General features: G+C 70.4%; 16 protein-coding genes. 3 read left to right on the plus strand and 13 right to left on the minus strand.

Annotated features, from left to right (window positions below; all coding sequences use genetic code 11):
* Positions 1 to 139 precede the first annotated feature (139 nt).
* The 7 genes from A3IC_RS0129005 to uvrA form a co-directional block, all read right to left on the minus strand.
* Positions 140 to 1387 carry a GNAT family N-acetyltransferase gene (locus A3IC_RS0129005; protein WP_020553579.1) on the minus strand — a complete coding sequence of 416 codons (1248 nt, stop codon included), beginning with the start codon at positions 1385 to 1387 and terminating at the stop codon, positions 140 to 142.
* A 132-nt stretch (positions 1388 to 1519) separates the two neighbouring features.
* Positions 1520 to 2500, minus strand: coding sequence for a DNA-binding protein WhiA (gene whiA / locus A3IC_RS0129010; RefSeq protein ID WP_020553580.1), 981 nt, complete (start codon positions 2498 to 2500; stop codon positions 1520 to 1522).
* A complete protein-coding gene (locus tag A3IC_RS0129015; RefSeq protein ID WP_020553581.1) occupies positions 2491 to 3456 on the minus strand; it encodes a gluconeogenesis factor YvcK family protein in 966 nt (321 codons plus the stop codon). Before A3IC_RS0129015 ends, whiA begins: the two co-directional genes overlap by 10 nt.
* Positions 3453 to 4343 (minus strand): RNase adapter RapZ, encoded by an 891-nt coding sequence (rapZ, locus tag A3IC_RS0129020; protein WP_020553582.1) that lies wholly within the window; start codon positions 4341 to 4343, stop codon positions 3453 to 3455. Before rapZ ends, A3IC_RS0129015 begins: the two co-directional genes overlap by 4 nt.
* 24 nt (positions 4344 to 4367) lie before the next feature.
* Positions 4368 to 6464 carry an excinuclease ABC subunit UvrC gene (gene uvrC / locus A3IC_RS0129025; RefSeq protein ID WP_020553583.1) on the minus strand — a complete coding sequence of 699 codons (2097 nt, stop codon included), beginning with the start codon at positions 6462 to 6464 and terminating at the stop codon, positions 4368 to 4370.
* 39 nt (positions 6465 to 6503) lie between these two features.
* Positions 6504 to 6980 (minus strand): Rieske (2Fe-2S) protein, encoded by a 477-nt coding sequence (locus tag A3IC_RS0129030; protein WP_020553584.1) that lies wholly within the window; start codon positions 6978 to 6980, stop codon positions 6504 to 6506.
* Positions 6981 to 7082: 102 nt separating this feature from the next.
* A complete protein-coding gene (gene uvrA, locus A3IC_RS0129035) occupies positions 7083 to 9929 on the minus strand; it encodes an excinuclease ABC subunit UvrA (protein ID WP_020553585.1) in 2847 nt (948 codons plus the stop codon).
* Positions 9930 to 10285: 356 nt separating this feature from the next.
* Between uvrA and A3IC_RS0129040 the strand changes: the two genes are divergently transcribed.
* Positions 10286 to 11020, plus strand: coding sequence for a maleylpyruvate isomerase family mycothiol-dependent enzyme (locus tag A3IC_RS0129040; protein WP_026218874.1), 735 nt, complete (start codon positions 10286 to 10288; stop codon positions 11018 to 11020).
* 70 nt (positions 11021 to 11090) lie between these two features.
* The gene (locus tag A3IC_RS0129045; protein ID WP_020553587.1) at positions 11091 to 11747 is read left to right on the plus strand and encodes an MBL fold metallo-hydrolase; all 657 of its coding nucleotides are present in this window, start codon (positions 11091 to 11093) and stop codon (positions 11745 to 11747) included.
* Positions 11748 to 11880: 133 nt separating this feature from the next.
* On the opposite strand, the gene A3IC_RS57135 is transcribed toward A3IC_RS0129045, so the two are convergent.
* On the minus strand, positions 11881 to 12432 hold the full coding sequence (locus A3IC_RS57135; RefSeq protein WP_020553588.1) for a CGNR zinc finger domain-containing protein: 552 nt from the start codon (positions 12430 to 12432) through the stop codon (positions 11881 to 11883).
* Between the two features lie 138 nt (positions 12433 to 12570).
* On the opposite strand from A3IC_RS57135, the gene A3IC_RS68990 reads away from it, so the two are divergent.
* The gene (locus tag A3IC_RS68990) at positions 12571 to 12732 is read left to right on the plus strand and encodes a hypothetical protein (protein WP_158696142.1); all 162 of its coding nucleotides are present in this window, start codon (positions 12571 to 12573) and stop codon (positions 12730 to 12732) included.
* Here A3IC_RS68990 and A3IC_RS0129055 read toward each other — a convergent pair.
* The 5 genes from A3IC_RS0129055 to uvrB form a co-directional block, all read right to left on the minus strand.
* Positions 12729 to 13718 (minus strand): TerC family protein, encoded by a 990-nt coding sequence (locus A3IC_RS0129055; RefSeq protein ID WP_020553589.1) that lies wholly within the window; start codon positions 13716 to 13718, stop codon positions 12729 to 12731. The genes A3IC_RS68990 and A3IC_RS0129055 overlap by 4 nt on opposite strands.
* A 175-nt stretch (positions 13719 to 13893) precedes the next feature.
* On the minus strand, positions 13894 to 14550 hold the full coding sequence (locus tag A3IC_RS57140; protein WP_020553590.1) for a 3'-5' exonuclease: 657 nt from the start codon (positions 14548 to 14550) through the stop codon (positions 13894 to 13896).
* A 170-nt stretch (positions 14551 to 14720) separates the two neighbouring features.
* Complete coding sequence (locus tag A3IC_RS0129065) at positions 14721 to 16475, minus strand: TerD family protein (protein ID WP_020553591.1); 1755 nt, start codon at positions 16473 to 16475, stop codon at positions 14721 to 14723.
* 104 nt (positions 16476 to 16579) lie between these two features.
* Positions 16580 to 17152: a TerD family protein gene (locus tag A3IC_RS0129070; RefSeq protein WP_020553592.1), complete on the minus strand. Its 573-nt coding sequence runs from the start codon at positions 17150 to 17152 to the stop codon at positions 16580 to 16582.
* Positions 17153 to 17365: 213 nt separating this feature from the next.
* Positions 17366 to 19444, minus strand: coding sequence for an excinuclease ABC subunit UvrB (gene uvrB, locus A3IC_RS0129075; protein ID WP_026218875.1), 2079 nt, complete (start codon positions 19442 to 19444; stop codon positions 17366 to 17368).
* Between the last annotated feature and the right edge of the window lie 84 nt (positions 19445 to 19528).

Here is a 19528-nt window from a genome sequence, read left to right on the forward strand (position 1 = left end):
CGAAACCACGACCTCAAGGTACGGAACGTGATCCCTGCGCCCGGGTGTTGCGCATGCTACGGCAACCACCGCGTGGTACACGAGACCTGACGCACGGTCATATTCGGTCAGTGCTACGCGCAGAGATTCCACATAGTGATCAGAACCAGTCGGGGCACCACGGTTCCCGCGCAGTGCGCAGCAGCGCCTCGGCCCGCTCCGCGGCACCGGGCGTGCGCTCGGATATCCGCCCGGCCACCGCGAGCCGCACCGGCGAGCCCGCGCCCAGGTAGAGCGCACCCAGCGTGGACACGTCCAACGCCAGATCCGCGGGGTCTCCGGTCGGCACGCACCGCGCCTGCTCGGCCGCGCCGTCGATGGCGAACCGTCCCGCCGCATAGCCCAAGTCGTCGTGCACCTCGACCACGAGCCGATCGCGCGCACCGTAGGTGCGCGCGGAGAACGCGGCGGGCGCGTCCAGGATCCGCGCCCACACGAAGTCGCGGCGCGACTGCGTGGTGATCGCCCGCGGATCCTGCACGAGCAGCGGCAACAACTCGTCGGGACTGCGGTCGGGGCCCTCGACCCGATTGACGTAGTCGACGTTCGCGCAGAACCGCCACAGCGCGATCTCGGCCGCCGGGGTGAGCGCGAGCAGCGAGTCCACGGTCAGCGTGACCTTGGGCACGAACTCGTCCCAGTGGTCGTCGGTGCGATAGCTCACCAGCCCGGCGACCTTGCCCGACGGATCGCGATACACCGCGTGGAAGCGCGGTGGGGTCGGGCCGCCCATCGGCGGCTGGACCAGGCCGGTGTACATCTTCCACCACAGCGCGGTGCGCGCGATCGCCCCGGCCCGCAGTCGACGGAACTCCTCGTGCAGCGGCGGACCCAGCTCGACCACCTCCTCGGGGGTGGCCAGCGCGATCCGGGCACCGGGCTCGACCGGCGCGTCCGGCACGAAGTCGGTGCGCAGCGTGTCCAGGGTGAACTTCTGGTACTCGGTGGCCACGCCGAAGCCGAACCGGCCGTAGATCCGGTACTCGGCGGCGATCAGGATGGCCAGCGACTCACCGCGTGCGGCGGCGTCCGCCAGGTCCAGGCCCATCAGCTCGGTGAGCAGGCCCTGCCGGCGGTGGGTCGGCGAGACGGTGACGTTGGTGATCGCCGACACCGGCACCATCGCCCCGCCGGGCACGGTCAGGCCGGTGGCGAAGCTGCGGAAGGTGCCGACACAGCGACCGCCGTCGAAGGCGCCGCGCGTGCGGGCGAAGTCGGCCCGTTCACGCCAGTGCTCGATCCGCTTCTCCCGGGTCTCCTTGGCATCGTCCGGGACCCGGAGAAATCCGATGCCGACGGCGTCGGTCCACGGGATGATGTCGTCCTCGCCGATCGTGCGGATGTCCACTGCGGTGGTTCCTTCCTCGCGTGCGCGGCCTTCCTCCGACAACGGACGAAGGCGCCGACCCGGAGACCCTATGTCTCGCGGTTCGACGCCTTCGAATGGTTTTCGGGTCGCGCACACCGGCCCAGGGGCCGGTCAGGACACGAGTATGTCCACCGACAGGCCGGCGTCCGTGCCGGGCATGCCCAGCTCGCCGGCACGCTTGTCGGCCATCGCGAGCAACCGGCGGATCCGACCCGCGACCGCGTCCTTGGTCAGCGGCGGCTCGGCCAGCCCGCCCAACTCCTCCAGGGACGCCTGCTTGTGGTCCAGCCGCAGCTTGCCGGCCGCGGCCAGGTGCTCCGGGACCTCCTCGCCGAGGATCTCCAGGGCTCGCTGCACGCGCGCGCCCGCGGCCACGGCCGCGCGGGCCGAGCGGCGCAGGTTCGCGTCGTCGAAGTTGGCCAGCCGGTTCGCGGTGGCCCGCACCTCGCGGCGCATCCGCCGCTCCTCCCAGGCCAGCACGCTCTCGTGCGCGCCGAGCCGGGTGAGCAGCGCGCCGATCGCGTCGCCGTCGCGGACCACGACCCGGTCCACGCCGCGCACCTCGCGCGACTTGGCCGCCAGGCCGAGCCGACGGGCCGCGCCGACCAGCGCGAGAGCCGCCTCCGAACCGGGGCAGGTCACCTCCAGGGCCGAGGAGCGACCGGGCTCGGTGAGCGAGCCGTGCGCCAGGAACGCGCCGCGCCAGGCGGCCTCCGCGTCACACGTCGCCCCGGAGACGACCTGCGGCGGCAGGCCCCGCACCGGCCGGCCGCGGGCGTCCAGCAACCCGGTCTGCCTGGCCAACTGGTCCCCGCCCACGGCGACCCGCACCACGTAGCGGCTGCCGCGCCGCAGTCCGCCGGGGGCCACCACCACCAGGTCCGAGCTGTGCCCGTAGACCTCCAGGATGTCCTTGCGCAGGCGGCGCGCGGCCATCGCCGTATCCAACTCCGCCTCGATGACGATTCGCCCGCCCACGATGTGCAGTCCGCCCGCGAAGCGCAAGAGCGCGGAGACCTCCGCCTTGCGACAGCACGACCGGGTGACCGGGAGGCGGCTGAGCTCGTCCTTCACTGCTGCCGTCATCGCCATGGAGCGATCCTTTCACGATCGACGAAGATCCGGCCGTAGGCTGCGGCCAACCGTTCGGGGTCGTGTCGCGCGGTGCCGTCGACCGCCGAAACGGGGGCCAGGTGCACGTGTCCACCGAGCGCCGCCGTGGCCTGTTCCAGGCCCGGTACGTCCTCCACACGGTCGCGGTCGCCGAGGACGATGTCAAAGGTCAGTCCGGGAGCGTGGGCGGCCAGCACCTCCAGGTGCTGCTGCGGCGAGAAACCCGCCGTCTCGCCCGGCTGCGGAGCCAGATTCAGCGCGAGCAGCCGCTTGGCCTTGGTCTCCACCAGGGCCGCCGCCAACTCGGGAACGAGCAGGTGGGGCAGTACCGAGGTGAACCACGACCCGGGTCCGACAACCACCCAATCGGCGTCACGAACGGCCGCGACCGCCTCCGGCACGGCGGGCGGATCACTCGGCAGCAGCCGGATCCCGCGCACGTCGCCCGGGGTCACCGCGACCTGCGCCTGCCCGCGCACGACGGACATCTCGTCCGGCCGGGCCGGGTCGTGCCCGGCCACGTCCGCCTCGATGTCCAGCGGGACCGCCGACATCGGCAACACCCGCCCGTGCGCGCCGAGCAGCCGACCCATCCAGTCCAGGGCCGCGATCGGATCGTCCATCAGTTCCCACAGGCCGACCAGGAGCAGATTGCCGACCGCGTGCCCGTTCAGCTCGCCCTCGCGGCGGAACCGGTGCTGGATGACCCGACTCCAGGTCACCCCCCACTCGTCGTCGCCGCACAGCGCGGCCAGCGCCATCCGCAGGTCGCCGGGCGGCAACACACCCAGGTCCTTGCGCAAGCGCCCACTGGAGCCGCCGTCGTCGGCGACCGTGACGATCGCCGTCAGGTCGTCGGTGAGCCGACGCAGCGCCGCCAGCGAGGCCGAGAGCCCGTGTCCGCCGCCCAGGGCGACCACCTTGGGGCCGCTCATTCCCTGCCCATGTCGCGGTGCACGAGCACGGTGTCCAGGCCGTCCTCGGTGAGCCGGCGGGCCAGGCGTTCGGCCATCGCCACGCTGCGGTGCTTGCCGCCGGTGCAGCCCACCGCGAGCGTCACATAGCGCTTGCCCTCGCGGCGGTAGCCCTCGGTGACGATGTGCAGCAGCTCGGCGTACCGGTCCAGGAACTCCTTGGCGCCGGGCTGGTCGAACACGTACCGGCTGACCGCCTCGTCCATGCCGGTGTGCGGGCGCAGCTCCGGGATCCAGTGCGGGTTGGGCAGGAAGCGGCAGTCGACGACCAGGTCGGCGTCCACCGGCAGGCCGTACTTGAAGCCGAAGGACATCACCGTCGCGCGCAGCTGCGGCTCGCCGGACCCGGCGAACCGGTCGTCCATCTTCGCGCGCAGCTGGTGCACGTTGATGTCGGAGGTGTCGATCACCAGGTCGGCCTCGCCGCGCAACTCGCGCAGCAGTTCGCGCTCGCGGGCGATGCCGTCCGGGATGCGCCCGTCGCCCTGGAGCGGGTGCGGCCGGCGCACGCCCTCGAAGCGTCGCACCAGGACATCGTCGGATGCCTCCAGGAAGACGATCCGACGCACCACGCCGGCCGCGTCCAACTCGCTCAGCGCCGAGCGCAGGTCGTCGAAGAAGGTCCGGCCGCGCACGTCGACGACGACCGCTATCCGTGCGACCGCCCCCTGGGTCCGGGCGCCGAGGTCGACCATCGCGGGGATCAGCGACGGCGGCAGGTTGTCCACCACGAACCAGCCCAGATCCTCCATGCCCTTGGCGGCGGTGCTGCGACCGGCGCCGGACATGCCGGAGATGATCACCAACTCCGGAGTGCCCTCGACCGCTGTGCCCGTCTCGGTACTCATGCGTCCCCCCGGTGCGTGCCGCACCTACGGCTGGGCGAGTTCAACGCTTCCTCCTGCTGATTCCTGCCTCGGGGGTACAACCGGGACCGCCTCGTCGGCGTCGACGGCCTCGTCGACCACAACGACGGCGTCGTCTTCAATGATCTCGCCCGTCGCGGTGTTCACCGCCGGTGCCGAGGGCGCCCGCGTGGCGAGCGCCGACACGATCGCCACCGCGGTGGCCCGGCCGATGCCGGGCACCTCGGTGATCTGCTCGATGGTGGCAGCGCGCAGCCGCTTGAGCGAGCCGAAGTGGGCGAGTACCGCCTTGCGGCGGGTGGCGCCCAGCCCGGGAACCCCGTCGAGCGCACTGGCCGTCATCGCCTTGGACCGCTTGGACCGGTGGTAGGTGATCGCGAAGCGGTGCGCCTCGTCCCGGATCCGCTGGAGCATCAGCAGCGCCTCGCCGCTGCTGCGCGGGAGCACGACCGGGTCGTCCTCGCCCGGCACCCACACCTCTTCGAGCCGCTTGGCCAGCCCGCACACGGTCACGTCGACCACGCCGGCCTCCTCCAGGGCCCGCACGGCGGCGGCGACCTGGGGTTGCCCGCCGTCGACCACGATCAGCTGCGGCGGGTAGGCGAAGCGCTTGGGCCGCCCGGTCTCCGGGTCGATCGGGCCGCTGTTCTCCGCGCCGGCCGCGTCGTCGGCGTCGGCCGCGACCGCTTCGGCGGCCGCGTCGCGGGCGAGGTCGGACTTGTAGCGCCGGAACCGGCGGGTGAGCACCTCGTGCATCGCCCTCGGGTCGTCCTGGCCCTCGAAGGTCTTGATCGCGAACCGTCGGTACTCGCTCTTGCGCGGCAGGCCGTCCTCGAAGACCACCATCGAGGCGACCACCTCGGTGCCCTGCAGATGCGAGATGTCGAAGCACTCGATGCGCAGCGGCGCGGTGTCCATCTCCAGTGCCTCGGCCAATTGCTGGAGCGCGAGCGAGCGGGCGGTCAGGTCGCCGGCCCGGCGCAGCTTGTGCAGGTTCAGCGCCTGCGCGGCGTTGCGCCGCACGGTCTCCTGGAGCGACTTCTTGTCGCCGCGCTGCGGCACCCGCAGTTCCACCTTGGCGCCGCGCAGCTCGCACAACCACTGGGTCAGCGCCGCGGTGTCCGCGGGCAGCGCGGGCACCAGCACCTCGCGCGGCACTGCCTCGCCGCGCTGCTCGCCGTAAAGCTGCTGGAGGAAGTGTTCGACCAGGTCGGCGGTGTCCACGTCCTCGACCCGCTCGGTGACCCAGCCGCGCTGACCGCGCACCCGGCCGCCGCGGACGTGGAAGATCTGGACGGCGACCTCGAGTTCGTCCTCGGCCAGCGCGATCACATCCGCGTCGGTGCCGTCGCCGAAGACGATCGCGTTCTTCTCCAGGGCCCGGGTGAGCGCCGTGATGTCGTCCCGCAGCCGGGCCGCCTTCTCGTACTCCATCGCCTGCGCGGCCTGCTTCATCTCGCGCTCGACGCGCTTGATGTAGGGGCCGGTGCGGCCGGCCATGAACTCGCAGAAGTCCTCGGCGAGCGCGCGGTGGTCCTCGGCGGAGATCTTGCCGGTGCACGGCGCCGCGCACTTGCCGATGTAGCCGAGCAGGCACGGGCGGCCGACCTGGCGGGCGTTCTTGAACACGCCGGCCGAACACGTGCGCACCGGGAACACCCGCAGCAGCAGGTCGAGCGTCTCGCGGATGGCCCACGCGTGCCCGTAGGGCCCGAAGTAGCGCACACCCTTGCGGTGCGGGCCGCGCATCACCTGCGCGCGCGGGAACTCCTCATCGAGGGTCACCGCGAGCGAGGGGTAGCTCTTGTCGTCGCGGTATTTGACGTTGAAGCGCGGGTCGAACTCCTTGATCCAGGAGTACTCCAGTTGGAGCGCCTCGACCTCGGTACCGACCACGGTCCAGTCCACCGCCGAGGCGGTGGTGACCATGCTCTGGGTGCGCGGGTGCAGGTTGGCCAGGTCCTGGAAGTAGGACGAGAGCCGGGCGCGCAGGTTCTTCGCCTTGCCGACGTAGACGACGCGCCCGTGCTCGTCGCTGAACCGGTACACACCGGGCGACGTCGGGATCTGGCCGGGCGCGGGCCGGTACGACGACGGGTCCATTTCTCCACCCTATGTGCTGGCTCCAACAGATTTTCGCGGTCAACCCACCACGATCTCGCCGTTCGCGACCGTGACCGGCAGCGGTGTCAGACCGCGCTTGGCGGGTCGGCGGACGACGGAACCGTCGTTCATCGAGAACTGGCTGCCGTGGCACTGGCACTGGATGACACCCTGGTCGACCTTGGTGACCAGACACCCCTGGTGCGGACAACGGGCGTCGAACGCCTTGTAATCGTCCTTGGCGGGCTGGGTCACCACGATCGAGGTGTCGGTGTAGACCTTGCCCTTGCCGACCGTCACGTCCTCGGAGCGACCCACCGTCACCGGCCCGTCGAGCAGCTTCTTCTCGTGCGGCGACGCGGGCTGGTTCTCCGCGGTACACGCGGTCAGACCGAGTCCGGCGGCGCCGACCGCGCCGACCACCGCGGCGCCTCGCAGCAGGGTGCGCCGGTCCGGCCCGTGGTCGGCCGCACACTCGCTCGCGGTCTCGGGCCTGGGCTGCTGCTGCGGGGTCATCCGGGTTCTCCTTGTGAACGGTGACGCCGGTGGCGTGGCCCGGAGGGGCCACGCCACCGTGAGGCCGGTCAATCCTCGCACCCGGCCCAGGTGCCGCTCACGTCACCGTCGGTCGTACAGCACGTTCTGGAGGAACTTGCCGGTGTGGCTGCCGGCCACCTCGGCGACCTCCTCGGGAGTGCCCTCCGCGACGACCAGACCGCCGCCGCTGCCGCCCTCGGGGCCCAGGTCGACCACCCAGTCGGCGGTCTTGATCACGTCGAGGTTGTGCTCGATCACGATCACCGTGTTGCCCTTGTCGACCAGGCTGGTCAGCACGCCGAGCAGCCGACGGATGTCCTCGAAGTGCAGACCCGTGGTCGGCTCGTCGAGCACGTAGACCGTCTTGCCGGTGGAGCGGCGCTGCAACTCGGAGGCGAGCTTGACCCGCTGCGCCTCGCCGCCGGACAGCGTGGTCGCGGGCTGGCCGAGCCGCACGTAGCCCAGGCCGACGTCGTTGAGCGTGCGCAGGTGCCGGGCGATCGCGGGGACCGCCTCGAAGAAGGCCAGGCCCTCCTCGATCGGCATGTCGAGCACCTCGGAGATGTTCTTGCCCTTGAAGTGCACCTCGAGCGTCTCCCGGTTGTACCGCGCGCCGTGGCAGACCTCGCACGGCACGTAGACGTCCGGCAGGAAGTTCATCTCGATCTTGATGGTGCCGTCACCCGAGCAGTTCTCGCAGCGGCCGCCCTTGACGTTGAACGAGAACCGGCCCGGCAGGTAGCCGCGCACCTTGGCCTCGGTGGTCTCCGCGAACAGCTTGCGCACGTGGTCGAACACGCCGGTGTAGGTGGCCGGGTTCGAGCGCGGGGTGCGCCCGATCGGGCCCTGGTCCACGTGCACGACCTTGTCCACCAGCTCGGTCCCGGTGATCCGGGTGTGCCGGCCCGGCACCAGGCGCGCGCCGTTGAGCTCGCGGGCCAGGTGGGTGTACAGGATGTCGTTGACCAGGGTCGATTTACCCGAGCCGGACACGCCGGTGACCGCGGTGAACACGCCGAGCGGGAAGGCCACGCCGACGTCCTGCAGGTTGTTCTCCCGGGCGCCGTGCACGACCAGGCGCCGCTTCTTGTCCGGCACCCGGCGCTCGGTCGGCGTGGCGATCGACTTGCGGCCGGAGAGGTAGTCGCCGGTCGCCGAGCGCTTGTTCTTGAGCAGCTCCTTGTAGCTGCCCGAGTGCACCACCTCACCGCCGTGCTCGCCCGCGCCGGGACCGATGTCCACGACCCAGTCGGCGATCCGGATGGTGTCCTCGTCGTGCTCGACCACGATCAGCGTGTTGCCCATGTCGCGCAGTCGGACCAGGGTCTCGATGAGCCGGTGGTTGTCCCGCTGGTGCAGGCCGATGGACGGCTCGTCGAGCACGTACAGCACGCCGACCAGACCGGAGCCGATCTGGGTGGCGAGCCGGATGCGCTGCGCCTCGCCGCCGGACAGGGTGCCCGCGGCCCGACTCAGCGAGAGGTAGTCCAGGCCCACGTCGACCAGGAACTTCAGCCGCTCGTTGACCTCCTTGAGCACCCGCTCGGCGATCTTCTTCTCCCGCGCCACCAGCTTGATCCGGCCGAGGAACTCGGCGCAGTCGCTGATCGACATCGACGCGACGTCGGCGATCGACTTGTCCGCGATGGTCACCGCGAGCACGATCGGCTTGAGCCGGGCGCCGCGACACGTGGGACACGGCACCTCGCGCATGTAGCCCTCGAAGCGCTCGCGACTGGTGTCGGTCTCCGCCTCGGAGTGCCGGCGCACGATGTAGGGCAGCGCGCCCTCGAACGACGTGTAGTAGGAGCGCTCGCGCCCGTAGCGGTTCTTGTACTTGACGTGGATCTGCGTCTTGTGGCCGTTCAGCAGCGCCTTCCTGGCCCGCTGCGGCAGCCCGTCCCAGGCGATGTCGGTACGAAAGCCCATCTCGTCCGCGAGGGCGGAGACCAGCCGGCCGAAGTATTCCGAGGCGTGTCCGCTCGACCACGGCGCGAGCGCGCCCTCGTCCAGCGACTTCTGCCCGTCGGGCACCACCAGCTCCGGGTCGACCTCCATCCGGGTGCCGATGCCGGTGCAGTCGGGGCACGCGCCGAACGGCGAGTTGAAGGAGAACGAGCGCGGTTCCAGCTCCTCGAACGACAGGTCGTCGTACGGGCAGTAGAGGTGCTCGGAGAACATCCGCTCGCGGTTGGCGTCGTCCTCGGGCAGGTCGACGAAGTCCAGGATGACCATCCCGGAGCCGAGCGAGAGCGCGGTCTCCACCGAGTCGGTCAGCCGGCGCTTGGCCGAGGACTTGACGGTCAGGCGGTCGATGACCACCTCGATGGTGTGCTTCTCCTGCTTCTTGAGCTTGGGCGGGTCGGTCAGTTGGATCACCGCGCCGTCCACCCGGGCCCGGCTGTAGCCCTTGGACTGGAGTTCGGCGAACAGGTCGACGAACTCGCCCTTGCGCTCGCGCACGATCGGCGAGAGCACCTGGAAGCGGGTGCCCTCCTCCAGCTCCAGCACCCGGTCGACCACCTGCTGCGGGCTCTGCCGGGCGATCGGGCGGGCGCACTGCGGACAGTGCGGATGGCCGATCCGGGCGTAGAGCAGGCGCAGGTAGTCGTAGACCTCGGTGATCGTGCCGACCGTGGAGCGCGGGTTGCGGTTCGTCGACTTCTGGTCGATCGAGACCGCGGGCGACAGGCCCTCGATGAAGTCGACGTCGGGCTTGTCCATCTGCCCGAGGAACTGGCGCGCGTAGGAGGACAGCGACTCGACGTAGCGGCGCTGTCCCTCCGCGAAGATGGTGTCGAACGCGAGCGAGGACTTGCCGGAGCCGGACAACCCGGTGAAGACGATGAGCGCGTCGCGCGGCAGGTCGAGGGAGACGTCCTTGAGGTTGTGCTCGCGCGCGCCACGGACGATGAGACGGTCGGCCACTTGAGAATCGAAACCCTTCGACGACATGCCGCTGCGGCTGAATGGTGTCGAGCTGATCGCTACGCGTCGACAGTGCGGATCAAGGCAGTGCTGACCGGGACGATGCCGGTCGAAGCCGTGCCTCGCGCCATCGTAAGCAGCCCAGGGCAGGTTTTTGTTCCCTTTGAGCCGCCAGGCTATCGCACATTCATTCGAACAAAACTTCCTGCGGTCACTCTTCACTCCTTCGTGTGAAGCTTCGGCCCGAACACTCGGGCCGGCCCACGCCACTAAGGTGAAACCCCAAGACCTCGCCGCACCGGGACCCGTCTCGTCCCGCAACACGGCGGCGGGGGCGATCCGGGGGAGGTATGCGCGTGACCACGGACGGGTTCGACCCCGCCGCACTGCTCGCGGAGATCAACGACGCGACCACGCAGGTATTGGCGACCGCGGAACGGCTGACGCCCGAGCACCTGGCCGGTCCGTCGTTGCTGCCCGGGTGGAGCAGGGGCCATGTGCTGACCCACCTCGCACGCAACGCGGACGCCCTGACCAACCTGCTGGACTGGGCCCGCACCGGGATCCCGACGCCGATGTACCCGCCGGGGGACGCCCGCGACCGGGCCATCGAGGAGGGTGCGGGTCGGCCGCTGCCGGAGCAGCTCACCGACCTGTACGACGCGTCCGGCCGGTTCGCCCAGGCGTTCACCGCGATGACGCCGACCGCGTGGGGCGCCAAGGTCACCGCGCGCAACGCGGGCGAGATCGCCGCCACCACGCTGCCCGCCAAACGACTGCGCGAGCTGTACATCCACCATGTCGACCTGGACGCGGGCTGGACGCCGGCACACTGGCCGACCGAGTACACCGAGCGCGAGCTGAACGAGGTCGCGGCCTCCTTCCGGGGTCGGCCGGACTGCCCGCCGCTGCTGCTGCGCGACGACATCACCCACCGCGAGCTGCTGATCGGCCCGGAGGGCGTGGCCCCCGCCGCGGTCGTCTCCGGTCGCCGTCAGTCGCTGCTCGCGTGGCTGATCGGCCGCACCGACGGCGACGGCCTGATCGTCGAGCCGTTCGGCCGGCTGCCACCGCTGCCCGCCTGGATGTAACGGGTGGATGTGGCCGACGCCGGCGCCGGCCGGTAGCCGAGAGGGGGCGCGGACGGGGAGGATGGCTCGCATGACGTATCACGGATCCGTGAAGGTCGGCGGCGCCCCGGCCGTGCGCGAGCTGGCCAATCTGATGATCACCAAGGTGGCCGTCGGGCCCTACGACAACGACGCCTACCTGCTCCGCTGCCGCGCCACCGATCAACAGTTGCTGATCGACGCGGCCAACGACGCGGGCACGCTGATCACCCTGGTGGGCGGCGGCGGCCTCGCGAAGGTGGTCACCACCCATCGACACCAGGACCACTGGCAGGCGCTCGCCGAGGTGGTCGCGCACACCGGCGCGACCACCGTGGCCGGACGCGCCGACGCCGAGGCCATCCCGGTGGCCACCGACGTACTCGTGGACGACGGCGACACGATCGCCTTCGGCGCGATCGAACTGCGGGCCATCCACCTGGTCGGCCACACCGAGGGCAGCATCGCGCTGCTGTACGACGACCCCAAGGGTCACCCGCACCTGTTCACCGGCGACTGCCTGTTCCCCGGCGGGGTGGGCAACACCTTCGGCGACCCGGCCGCCTTCGATCGGCTGATCGACGACGTCGAACACAAGCTGTTCGACCCGCTCCCGGACGAGACCTGGGTCTACCCGGGCCACGGCAACGACACGACCCTGGGCGCCGAGCGCCCCGCCCTGACCGAGTGGCGCGAACGCCGCTGGTAGTCGGCGGGCCGGCGGTCGGCAACCCGGCGCGGGCCGCGCGTCGGCACGGCCCGCGCCCGCGTGCGACTCGACCCGTCCGGCGGGGCCCAGGGCTCTCGCGGTGCGCAGCGGCCCGCCCGGCCACCGGGTCGAGTCAGCCCCCGGCCGGCGCGGCCGCCCTGCGGCGCGCCCGGTGCGCGGCCACGTTCGCGCGGTTGGCGCACACGTCCGAGCAGTAGCGCTTGCGGCCGTTGCGGGAGGTGTCGGCGAACGCCCGCTCACAGCCGGCCGCCGCACACACACCGGACCGGCCCAGGCCGTAGTCGGCCACCAGGTTGGCCAGCCCCATCGCGGTGTTGATCCGGATGCGCTGCACGAACGGCACCCCCGACGGCGCGTGGTGCAGGTGCAGTCCATAGCCGTGATCCACCAGCCGCGGCCGGACCTCGACCCGCGCGAGCAGGCCGTTGACATGCTCGACGGCCGCCTCCAGGTCGGTGATCGCGAAGAACGCGCGCAGCTCGCCCGTCCACTCCAGGAGAGGTTCGAGCGCCTCCTCGCCCAGGTCGTCGACCAGGAACGAGAACGGTCTCAGCACATCTCGCGCGGACTCGGTGTCCGGTGGCGAGCCGTCGCTGCCCGTCCACGCGTTGACCATCGCGACGGCAGCGCCGACGCCGTCACTGCGGTAACCGTTGACTTCCATTGAACCCTTACCTAGGCTGCGAGACATGTAAGGAGCTACACCGACACACTCATTACCCCTATCGATCACCCTAGCCAACATGGGGGCAACGCGATGTCTTCCCGGTGCGACGCCTGTGGGCGGATCGAGGATCCGCGCATGACCGTACTGTCCCGACACCCCACATCACAGGGCGAAGTCGTCTACACCCGCTGCCTGTGCGGCAGCGTGGGCGTGCGACTGCGGCCGTCCACGACAAAGCGGCCCCCGCACGAGGTGCTCCTCGCCCAGGGGCCGCCGGCCGTACCGCTTCCGGGTTAGACGCTCGCGTCCCGGCCCGCCTTCGCGGCCTCCTCGGCCGCCGCGCGCTCGTCCTTCTTCGTCTTGCGCAGGCTCAGCACCGTGGTCACCGCCAGGGTCACCCCGATCACGCCGAGCGAGAGCGGGATGCCGATCTCCGGCACGTGCACACCCTGCCCGTGCAGCGCCTCGAAGATCAGCTTGACGCCGATGAAGCCGAGGATCACCGACAGGCCGTACGACAGGTAGACGAGCTTCTTGAGCAGCCCGCCGATCAGGAAGTACAGCTGGCGCAGCCCCATCAGCGCGAACGCGTTCGCGGTGAAGACGATGTACGGCTCCTTGGTGAGGCCGAAGATCGCCGGGATCGAGTCCAGGGCGAACAGCACGTCGGTGGTGCCGACGGCGATCATCACGATCAGCATCGGGGTGACGAAGCGCTTGCCGTTCTCCTTCACCACGAGCTTCATGTCGCGGTAGCCGTCGGTGGTCGGCAACACCTTCTCGACCTTGCGCAGGAGGGCGTTCTCCTCGAACTCCTCCTCCTCGTCCGACTGGGCCTCCTTGATCAGCTTCCACGCGGTCCAGAGCAGGAACGCGCCGAAGATGAAGAAGACCCACGAGAACGCGGCGACGACCGCGGCGCCCGCGGCGATGAAGATGCCGCGCAGCACCAGCGCGAGCAGCACGCCGACCAGCAGCACCCGCTGCTGATACTGCGGCGGCACCGCGAACTTGCCCATGATCAGCACGAACACGAACAGGTTGTCGACGCTCAGCGACTTCTCGGTGATGAAGCCGGCGAAGAACTCGCCGGCGGGTGCCGATCCGGAGAAGACCCACAGGCCGATTCCGAACACGACGGCGAGACCGACCCAGAAGATGCCCCAGAGGGACGCCTCCTTGAGGGTGACCTCGTGCGGTTTGCGATTGAGGAACAGATCGACTGCCACCAGTGCCAACAGCACGACGATGGTCAGGATCCAGGCAACGGGTGAAACGTCCACTGCGCCTCCGGCAGACGTGGGGGGTCGCGTCATCGCCGGAGGGGGGATGTACCCCTCCGATTGCCTCCAGGATGCCAGAAGGTAAAGGAAACACCAAGCGATCCTTTGCCAAATCCTGGTGACAGGTTGTCGGAGACCGGCCTGCGGCGGCCCGCCGGGAGCGCCCGGACACCCGTCAGAGCACCGGCGCGAACCCCCGGCGCGGCTTGAGCACGGGCGCGGGCAACCGCTCCGGGGCCCGGGCGGGCGGCACCGGCAGACCCAGACTGCGGGTGCCCAGGCCGGCCAGCAGCAGCGGCAGCAGGCGCGCGGTCACCCGGGCATCGGCCAGGGCCGCGTGCGCGTCGGGGAAGGTCAGGCCGAAGTACGCACAACATGTCCCGAGCTTGTGGTCGGCCAGTGGCAGCCCGGACGCCTTCGCCAGCCTCATCGTGCACAGCGCGGGCAACGTCGGCGGGGCCAGGCCGGCCGCGACGAACTCGGCCTCCAGGAAACGCTGTTCGAAGGACGCGTTGTGGGCGACCACCACGGCGTTCGCGAGCAGGCCGGCCAACTCGCCGGCGATCTGCGCGAACCGGGGCGCGCCCACCACGTCGGCGGCGGTGATCCGATGCACGTGGCTCGCGCCCACCGAGCGCCCCGGATCCAGCAGCGTGGTCCATTCGCGCAGCACTTCACCGGTGCCGCGCATCCGCACCACGCCGATCTCCACGATCCGATCCCCGCGGGCCGGCGAGAACCCCGTGGTCTCCAGGTCGACGACCGCGAATTCGGTCCGAGCGACCTCGGCGGGCACCCCGAGCATGCGCCCGGGATCGGCATAGGCGAACAAGGCGACATCCCTCTCCCCCGGCCGCCTCGGTCACGACCGACGGGGCGAGAGTCTATGACCCCCGCCCCGCCACTTTCGCCGCATTGCCACGAACTGCCCGCTTCGAGCGACCCCCTTCAGCCCGGCGGGCGTTCGAGGCCGCCCCCTGCCGAAGGCCGAATCCCGCGCGCTCAGCGCCCGTTCGTGCCGGCGACCCACGACAACAGTTGCCGCGTGGCGTCCGCGCCGCCGGAGGGCAGGTCCGCCGTGTACACCCAGGGCAGCCCGATCCACGGGTCCATGATGTGGTCCTCCGGGATCGCGGTGAGCCGCAACAGCGAGCGCCACAACGGATCCAGCAGCGGCCCGAACGACTCGGCGTCCCCGCGCGAACCCACCACGATCACATGCACCCCGACCCTGGGCCCCTCCTCGACGATGTGCCGCAACTGGGCCGCACTGCGATCGTCGAAGCCGAACGGGAAGTCGTGCACCAGGACCAACTGCCGGGCCAGGTCCAGATCGCTCGGCAGTGAGTCCACCGCGTCGTTGGCCACCGCCATCCGCACCAGTTCGATCCGGTCCAGGATCCGCCCGAGCAGCGCGGACACGTCGGCCGCGTCGGTGGCCACCGGTCCCACCAACAGCCCGGACGACGCAAGCGGCTGCAACGGCGCGGCAGCCGTACCCTTGCCCGCCGGGTCGATCACGTGCACCTTGAACTCGCCCACCGGGAACGCCGCGAACATCCGCGCGGTCAGCGACACCGCGAGCTCGTCGGCCCGCTCCGCGCCGTTGCCCCGCTCGCCCTCCAGGCCGGTCGCGCCGGTGTCGATCCACAACCCGCGATCCATCGGCAACCGCAACACCATCGGCACTCGCAGCTCCGGCCGTTCCGGCAGGTGCAGGTCGCCGAGCCGAATCGCCGGCGCCCCGTCCTCGGGCGCCTGCCACCCGGCCCACGAGGTGCTGTCCCAACGCGCCATCACCGGCGGCAGGTTCGGCTCCAGCTGCTCGACCTCGCCGACCAGCTGCGCGGTGTCCCGGTCGAGCACGGCCTTGGCCTGCTCGGCCAGCGCCCGGTGCCGATCACGCGCGGTGTCCTGCGCGGCCAGCCCCGCCGGCGAGAAGCGCGCGGCCGGGTCGTTCAGGACGCCTTCCAGCTCCTTGTCCAACCGACCGTCGGCGTACTCGATCGCCGATCGGTAGGCGGCGGCCGATCGCGCCGCGTCCTCGAACACGCCCCAGACCTGCTCGTACAGCTTCTCCACCTCGCGCCGCGCGGCCCGCTGCGCGGCCTCGCGCTCGACGTCCGGCGGGGCCGCGGCCCACGCCATGCCGCCGTTCGGGTCCACTCGCGGCACGGTGCCCGGCTCGCGCGGCTCGGTGGGCGCGTTCGCGGCGCTGAACGGCGCGGCGGCGGGTCCGCCGAGCGCGGTGCGCGCCCGGTCCACCACCCGCGCCCGGTTCTGCACGCCGACGTCCCTGAGCAGCGCCTCCAGGCCGGCCTCGTAGCCCTGCCCGACGGCGCGCACCTTCCAGGCGCCCTGGCGTCGATACAGCTCGACCGTATGCAGCGCGCGCTCGCTGCCCAGATCGGTGATCCGGAACGTGGCCAGGTCCTCGCCGGCCGCCCGCACGGTGACCACCGGCGCCGCGACCACGCCGAACCGGTCCACGCCGCCGCCCTCCAGCGAGGCGCCCACCAGCACCCGCTCGATCTCGGCGGGCAGCTTGTCCAGCTCGAAGGTCGCACCGGCCTGACGGATGGCCACCCCGACGGTGTCGACACCACCGCGCTGGATCACATCGTCGTCGCCGCGGACCCGATCGTCGGCGCCCACCAGGGTCGCCACCAGCTCGACCGGGCATTGCGCCGCGATCTCGACCTCCACCCGCGTGTCGGGCAGTGCCAGGTTCTGACCCCGTACCAGTTCGGTGCTCACGTGCGTTCGTCCCCTCCCCGCCCCGCCGGGACGGACCCCGCGCGAGCGGGCCGGGAGGCGTGATCCGCCCGTCCCGGCCCGCTCACCATGTTTGGTTGTGCGTCCTACAGGTGCGCCATCAGAGCCGGAAGCAGGTCGCGCAGGGTCTGACCGTGCGCGGGCTCGCCGATCGCGGCCATCTTCCAGCCGGTGCCGTGCCGGTAGAGCTTGGCCATGATCTGGCCCGTGTAGTTGCCACCGCCGGAGAGCGTGTAGCGCGCCAGCTCGGTGTTCGTGGTCTCGTCCACGATCCGGCAGAACGCGTTCTCGATCTCCTGGAAGGTCTGCCCCTGGAACGAGCTGACCGTGAAGATGATCTGGTCCACGTGCACCGGCACGCGGGACAGGTCCACGAGGATCGACTCGTCGTCGCCGTCACCGTGCCCGGTCAGGTTGTCGCCGGTGTGGCGAACGGACCCGTCCTTGCTGGTGAGCTGGCCGAAGTAGCAGACGTCGACCGGCTGGTTCTCGGCGAAGAGCACGCACGAGGCATCGAGGTCGACCTCCTTCTCCCGGCTGCCGAACAGGCCGCGGCGCTTGATGGCGTCCCATCCCAGGCCCATCCGGACCATGGTCAGCTCGCCACCACCCGGCTTGTCGAGTGAAATCCTCTGGCCCTTGGACATGTTGACGGCCACTGGCGACGTCTCCCCTCACAGATTTGGTCACGCGGCGCGCGAACGCCGTCCCGTGGTCGGGGCGGGCCCACACTGGCCGCAGAGTAGTCCTCGGGAGCCGCCGGTGTCCCGGCGAGCCCCCTCGGTGACATTCAGGATCACGAACCTACCGGTCAAGACGTACGGACTTCACGGGCCGTTCCCTCATCCCCGCGATCCGTCCCGGACATCGTGCTACGCGATGCCCGCCGCCTTCATCCCGCGAAGCTCCTTCTTCAGCTCCCCGACCTCGTCGCGCAACCGCGCGGCCAGTTCGAATTGCAGTTCCGAGGCTGCGGCGTGCATCTGCTCGGTCATCACCCGGATCATGTCCGCGAGATCGGCCGCGGGCAGATTGTCCGCCGCCGCCTTCTTGCCCAGCGAGGGCACCGGCGCCTTCTGCCGACCCTTGTTGCCGGACAGCAGATCGGCGGTGTCCGCGTCCTCGCGCGAGATCGAGTCGAGAATGTCCACGATCTTCTTGCGCAGCGGTTGCGGGTCGATGCCGCGTTCGGTGTTGTACGCGATCTGCTTGGCCCGTCGACGGTTGGTCTCGTCGATCGCCTTGGCCATCGACGGGGTGATCTTGTCCGCGTACATGTGCACCTGGCCGGACACGTTGCGCGCCGCGCGACCGATGGTCTGGATCAGCGAGGTGCCCGAGCGCAGGAAGCCCTCCTTGTCCGCGTCCAGGATGGACACGAGCGAGACCTCGGGCAGGTCCAGGCCCTCGCGCAGCAGGTTGATGCCCACCAGCACGTCGTACTCGCCCAGTCGCAGCTCGCGCAGCAGCTCGACCCGGCGCAGCGTGTCGATGTCGCTGTGCAGGTAGCGCACCCGCACACCCTGCTCCAGGAAGTAGTCCGTGAGGTCCTCGGACATCTTCTTGGTGAGCGTGGTGACCAGGACCCGCTCGTCCTTCTCGGCCCGGGTGCGGATCTCGTGCAGCAGGTCGTCGATCTGGCCCTCGGTCGGCTTGACCACGACCTCGGGGTCGACCAGGCCGGTCGGGCGGATGATCTGCTCGACCACCGCGTCCGCCTTGGCCAGCTCGTACTTGCCGGGGGTCGCGGACAGGTACACCGTCTGCCCGACCCGCTCCAGGAACTCCTCCCACTTCAGCGGGCGATTGTCCATCGCGGACGGCAGCCGGAAGCCGTGCTCGACCAGGGTGCGCTTGCGCGACGCGTCGCCCTCGTACATCGCGCCGATCTGCGGCACGGTCACGTGCGACTCGTCCAGCACCAGCACGAAATCCTCGGGGAAGTAGTCGAGGAGTGTGTTCGGCGCGGTGCCGGCTTCGCGGCCGTCCATGTGCCGCGAGTAGTTCTCGATGCCGGAGCAGGTGCCGATCTGGCGGAGCATCTCGATGTCGTACGTGGTCCGCATCCGCAGCCGCTGGGCCTCCAGCACCTTGCCCTGCTTGTCCATCCGGGCGAGCGTCTCCTCGAGCTCGCGCTCGATCCCGGCGACCGCGCGCTCCATGCGCTCGGGGCCGGCCACGTAGTGGGTGGCGGGGAAGACGTAGAGCTCCTCGTCCTCGCTGACCACCTCGCCGGTGAGCGGGTGCAGCGTCATCAGCGACTCGATCTCGTCGCCGAACATCTCGATCCGCACGGCCAGCTCTTCATACACCGGGAAGATCTCGATCGTGTCGCCGCGCACCCGGAAGGTGCCGCGGGTGAACGCGACGTCGTTGCGGGTGTACTGGTTGCCGACGAAGCGGCGCAGCAGCGCGTCCCGCTCGATCTCCTCGCCGACCCGCAGCCGCACCATCCGGTCGACGTACTCCTGCGGGGTGCCGAGGCCGTAGATGCAGGACACGGACGCCACCACGATCACGTCGCGCCGGGTCAGCAGCGAGTTGGTGGTCGAGTGCCGCAGCCGCTCGACCTCCTCGTTGATCGAGGAGTCCTTCTCGATGTAGGTGTCCGTGGTCGGGACGTACGCCTCGGGCTGGTAGTAGTCGTAGTACGAGACGAAGTACTCGACGGCGTTGTTGGGCAGCAGCTCACGAAACTCGTTGGCGAGCTGTGCCGCGAGGGTCTTGTTGGGCGCCATGACAAGGGTCGGCCGCTGGAGCCGCTCGATCATCCACGCGGTCGTCGCCGATTTCCCGGTGCCGGTCGCACCGAGCAACACCACATTCTTGTCGCCCGCGTTGACCCGCTGTTCGAGAAGATCGATCGCCTGCGGCTGGTCACCGGACGGCCGATAGGGACTGACGACCTCGAAGGGCGCCACTTTGCGTTCGAGATCGGTAATGGGTCGCACGGAATACACGTTACGGGTCCGGACCGACAAGCGGCGTGGACGCCGCTTGTCGGTGGAGCGTGGCCGGCGGCGGCGGAGCCGCCT

The organism is Embleya scabrispora DSM 41855 (assembly GCF_000372745.1).
GTDB classification, from domain to species: Bacteria; Actinomycetota; Actinomycetes; order Streptomycetales; family Streptomycetaceae; genus Embleya; species Embleya scabrispora.

Excerpts from the sequence above, each read along its gene's own strand:
- whiA (WP_020553580.1), bottom strand. The coding sequence starts at position 2,500 with ATGGCGATGACGGCAGCAGTGAAGGACGAGCTCAGCCGCCTCCCGGTC.
- rapZ (WP_020553582.1), bottom strand. The coding sequence starts at position 4,343 with ATGAGTACCGAGACGGGCACAGCGGTCGAGGGCACTCCGGAGTTGGTG.
- A3IC_RS0129030 (WP_020553584.1), bottom strand. The coding sequence starts at position 6,980 with ATGACCCCGCAGCAGCAGCCCAGGCCCGAGACCGCGAGCGAGTGTGCG.
- A3IC_RS0129045 (WP_020553587.1), top strand. The coding sequence starts at position 11,091 with ATGACGTATCACGGATCCGTGAAGGTCGGCGGCGCCCCGGCCGTGCGC.
- A3IC_RS57135 (WP_020553588.1), bottom strand. The coding sequence starts at position 12,432 with ATGGAAGTCAACGGTTACCGCAGTGACGGCGTCGGCGCTGCCGTCGCG.
- uvrC (WP_020553583.1), bottom strand. The coding sequence starts at position 6,464 with ATGGACCCGTCGTCGTACCGGCCCGCGCCCGGCCAGATCCCGACGTCG.
- A3IC_RS0129015 (WP_020553581.1), bottom strand. The coding sequence starts at position 3,456 with ATGAGCGGCCCCAAGGTGGTCGCCCTGGGCGGCGGACACGGGCTCTCG.
- A3IC_RS68990 (WP_158696142.1), top strand. The coding sequence starts at position 12,571 with ATGACCGTACTGTCCCGACACCCCACATCACAGGGCGAAGTCGTCTAC.